A 3008-nucleotide genomic window follows, 5' to 3' on the forward strand; every position below is an offset into this window, starting at 1 on the left:
CAGCTCTTCCATCGAGGCGGCTGTTTCTTCCAGTGCACTAGCTTGCTGCTCTGTGCGCGCGCTCAGGTCGTTGTTGCCTGAGGCGATCTGTGCGCTCGCTGACGCTACGCCTTCGGCGTTCTGGCGCACCGAGCTGACGGTGTTGACCAGGCTTTGCTGCATGCGCTGCAGGGCGCTGAGCAGGTGGCCGGTTTCGTCCTTGGACTGCACGACGATCTGGCCGCTCAGGTCGCCACTGGCCACGCGGTCGGCCGCCTCCACCGCCTCCACCGCCTGCGCCAGGGGGCGGGTGATGGAGCGAATGATGGTGATGGCCAGAAAGATAGCGATGGCGATGGCCAGTGCACCCGCGATGAGCACATCGCGCTGCAGCGACACGGCGGCAGCTTCGGCGCGCGCGCCGGCGTCCACAGTTCTCTGCGATTGAAATTCAAACTGTTCGTCTATGGCGGCCATGTAGGCCCGCTGCGCAGGGCGCAGTTGCTCTTCCAGCAGCTTCAGGGCTTCGTCGCGCTGCCCTTGCTGGAGCGTCGTGAGGTATTGATCTCTCAGCTTCAAGAAATCACCGCGCCGCTGCTGCATGCGCGCCATCAGTTCCTTCCCCTTTTCAGAGGTGACCAATGCAGTCAGGGTTTTGTATTGCGCATCGACATCCGCCGCAGAAGCGGAAATCTGGTTTGTCGCCGATTTCACGATCGCATCCGAGGTGAAGATCGCCAGATTGCGCAGCTGAATGGCCTGCTCGTTCACGCCGTCGTTGAGGGCACCCAGGGTTTTGACGATGGGTATTCGGACATCGATCACGTCCTTGAGCTCCGCGCGCTGGTTGGCTGACCGCACCAGGCCCACAGCCCCCAAAGCGACCAACAGAAGCACCATGACGGCGAATGCCACAGCTAGCCGGGTTGAAATCTTGAGCTGATTCATCCTTTTTCTCCTCTGTGTTGATCTTTTGCAGTTGGGTGGCACATTACCTGTGCACGGCCGATCTCACCAGCCCAATTTCGTCACTGCTGAGCAGCGCCTCGATGTCCATCACGATCAGCATGCGCTCGCCCAGGCTGGCAATGCCAGTGACAAAGGCCGGGTCTACATGGCCCTGCCGCTCGAACTGGGGCGTGGGCTTGATGAGGTCGGGAGTGAGCGAGACCACATCGGCCACCGCATCCACCACCGCGCCAATCACGGTAGAGCCGATGTCCAGAATGATCACCACGGTGAAGTCGGTGTAGCTCGCTTCAGGGCATTGCAGCTTCACCCGCAGATCCAGGATGGGCACGATGCGGCCGCGAAGATCGATCACGCCCTTGATGAAGTCGGGCGATTGCGCCAGGCGCGTGGGTCTCTCGTATGAGCGGATCTCCTGCACGCGCAGGATGTCAATGCCGTACTCCTCCGCACCCAGGCGGAAGGTCAGGAATTCACGAGGGGCTGCGGTGGGGCTAGGGGCCAGCGCGCGGTGCGCAGAGTGGGTGGCGGCAGGCGCAGCGGCGTCGGCAATAGCGGTCATGGCGCGGGCTTTCAGGCGGTTGGAACGGGAGGGTTGCGAACAGCGCCAGAACGCAACGAACGCAAAAGCTATCCAAAGCATAGCAGCGCACGGTTGCAAAATGTGACATTCGCGGGCAATCCCCCCCGCAATCCGAAGGGGACTCCCCCGGTCCGGGCGGGGGCAATTGGAGAGCTTGCTCCATTTCGCGCCCCGCCTTGGTGCGCAAAAACTGCTACCGTCGCACGACCCGCCTGCCTTGCCCGGCAGGCGCCCGTTTTGGAACGACGACTTGATGCCTCTTTTCTCCGACCGCAAATCCGCCGCCCCTGACCACATGCCACCGCCCAGCCTCCCCTTGCTGGCGCTGGAGCTGCGGGCCCCCTGGGAATTTGGCGCCGTGCTGCCCGCATGGCCCGTTCTGCAGCGCGCTCCACTGGGCGATGGCCACACGGTCATCGTGTTTCCGGGCCTGACAGCTGGCGACGCCACCACCCTGCCCCTGCGTCGCTACCTCGAATCGCGCAACTACAACACGCTGGGCTGGGGCCAGGGCCTGAACCTGGGGCCGCGCGATGGCGTGCTGGAGAACGCCAAGGCCCAGCTGCAGCAAGCGGTGGATGCCAGCGGCCACAAGGTGAGCCTGGTGGGCTGGAGCCTCGGCGGCATCTACGCCCGCGAGCTGGCCAAGGAAATGCCGGACCTGGTGCGCTGCGTGGTGACCCTGGGCACCCCGTTTGCCGGGCCCCACACCTCCACCAACGCTTGGCGCATTTACCAGTTCGCCAGCGGCCGCAGCATCGAGCGCGAAACAGAGAACTACAACCTGCCCGAAGCCCCTCCGGTGCCCACCACCAGCATCTACTCCCGCACCGATGGCGTGGTGGCGTGGCGCGGCAGCATCCAGGCGCCCGCCGACCACAACCCCCACACCGAAAACATCGAGGTGGTGGCCAGCCACTTTGGCATCGGCCTGAACCCCAGTGCCTGGTGGGCCGTGGCCGACCGTCTGGGCCAGCCGCACGGGCCAGGCGTGGTGTGGCAGCCGTTCCAGCGCCCCCAGCTGCCGGGGCTGCATCTGGTGTATCCCAACCCGCACCGCTGAGAGCAGTACGGAAAAGTCCCCTGCCGCACCTGAATGGACGGCGCATTCCCAAGTGCCACGTAAAAAAGCACGCAGAAGGTGCCCCCTCTGCGTGCTTCTTTACTTCTGTTTTGATAGCTGTCAGCGCATGTTCCACCTGCGCTTGCGGCCGTTCTGACCTGAACTCTTCATCCAGGGGCCTGTCTGGCCCTTCTCAGAAGCTCTCCCAGTCGTCGTCGTTGCCTCCTGCCTTGGCCGGTGCCGGGCTGGGCGCTGCCGGTTTGGGGGCTGCGGCGCTGGCTGCAGGGGCCGCTGGCGCTGCGCTGCCGGTCTTGGGCGCGGCCAGGCTGGCGGCGGGTTTGCTGCCGGTCTTGGCGCTTTTGCCCAGGCTGGTGCTGCGGGCCGGGGCTTTGTAGCTGGGCGCTGCGATGGGGG

Annotated in this window: 3 protein-coding genes and 1 pseudogene; 1 reads left to right on the plus strand and 3 read right to left on the minus strand. The window is 64.6% G+C overall.

Annotated features, from left to right (window positions below):
* Together DBR23_RS19485 and DBR23_RS19490 are read right to left on the minus strand one after the other, a co-directional pair.
* Positions 1 to 927, minus strand: a 927-nt coding sequence (locus tag DBR23_RS19485) for an MCP four helix bundle domain-containing protein (RefSeq protein WP_146191377.1), incomplete at its 3' end; no start/stop codon positions are given.
* Positions 928 to 970: 43 nt separating this feature from the next.
* On the minus strand, positions 971 to 1510 hold the full coding sequence (locus DBR23_RS19490; protein ID WP_056067332.1) for a chemotaxis protein CheW: 540 nt from the start codon (positions 1508 to 1510) through the stop codon (positions 971 to 973).
* Positions 1511 to 1784: 274 nt separating this feature from the next.
* On the opposite strand from DBR23_RS19490, the gene DBR23_RS19495 reads away from it, so the two are divergent.
* Positions 1785 to 2594 carry an alpha/beta fold hydrolase gene (locus DBR23_RS19495; protein ID WP_108499302.1) on the plus strand — a complete coding sequence of 270 codons (810 nt, stop codon included), beginning with the start codon at positions 1785 to 1787 and terminating at the stop codon, positions 2592 to 2594.
* A 193-nt stretch (positions 2595 to 2787) separates the two neighbouring features.
* Here the strand turns inward: DBR23_RS19495 and DBR23_RS19500 are convergent.
* Positions 2788 to 3008, minus strand: a pseudogene (locus tag DBR23_RS19500) (methyl-accepting chemotaxis protein); the annotation flags it as partial.

The sequence above is a fragment of the Acidovorax sp. HMWF018 genome (assembly GCF_003061035.1).
Lineage (GTDB): Bacteria > Pseudomonadota > Gammaproteobacteria > Burkholderiales > Burkholderiaceae_C > Acidovorax > Acidovorax delafieldii.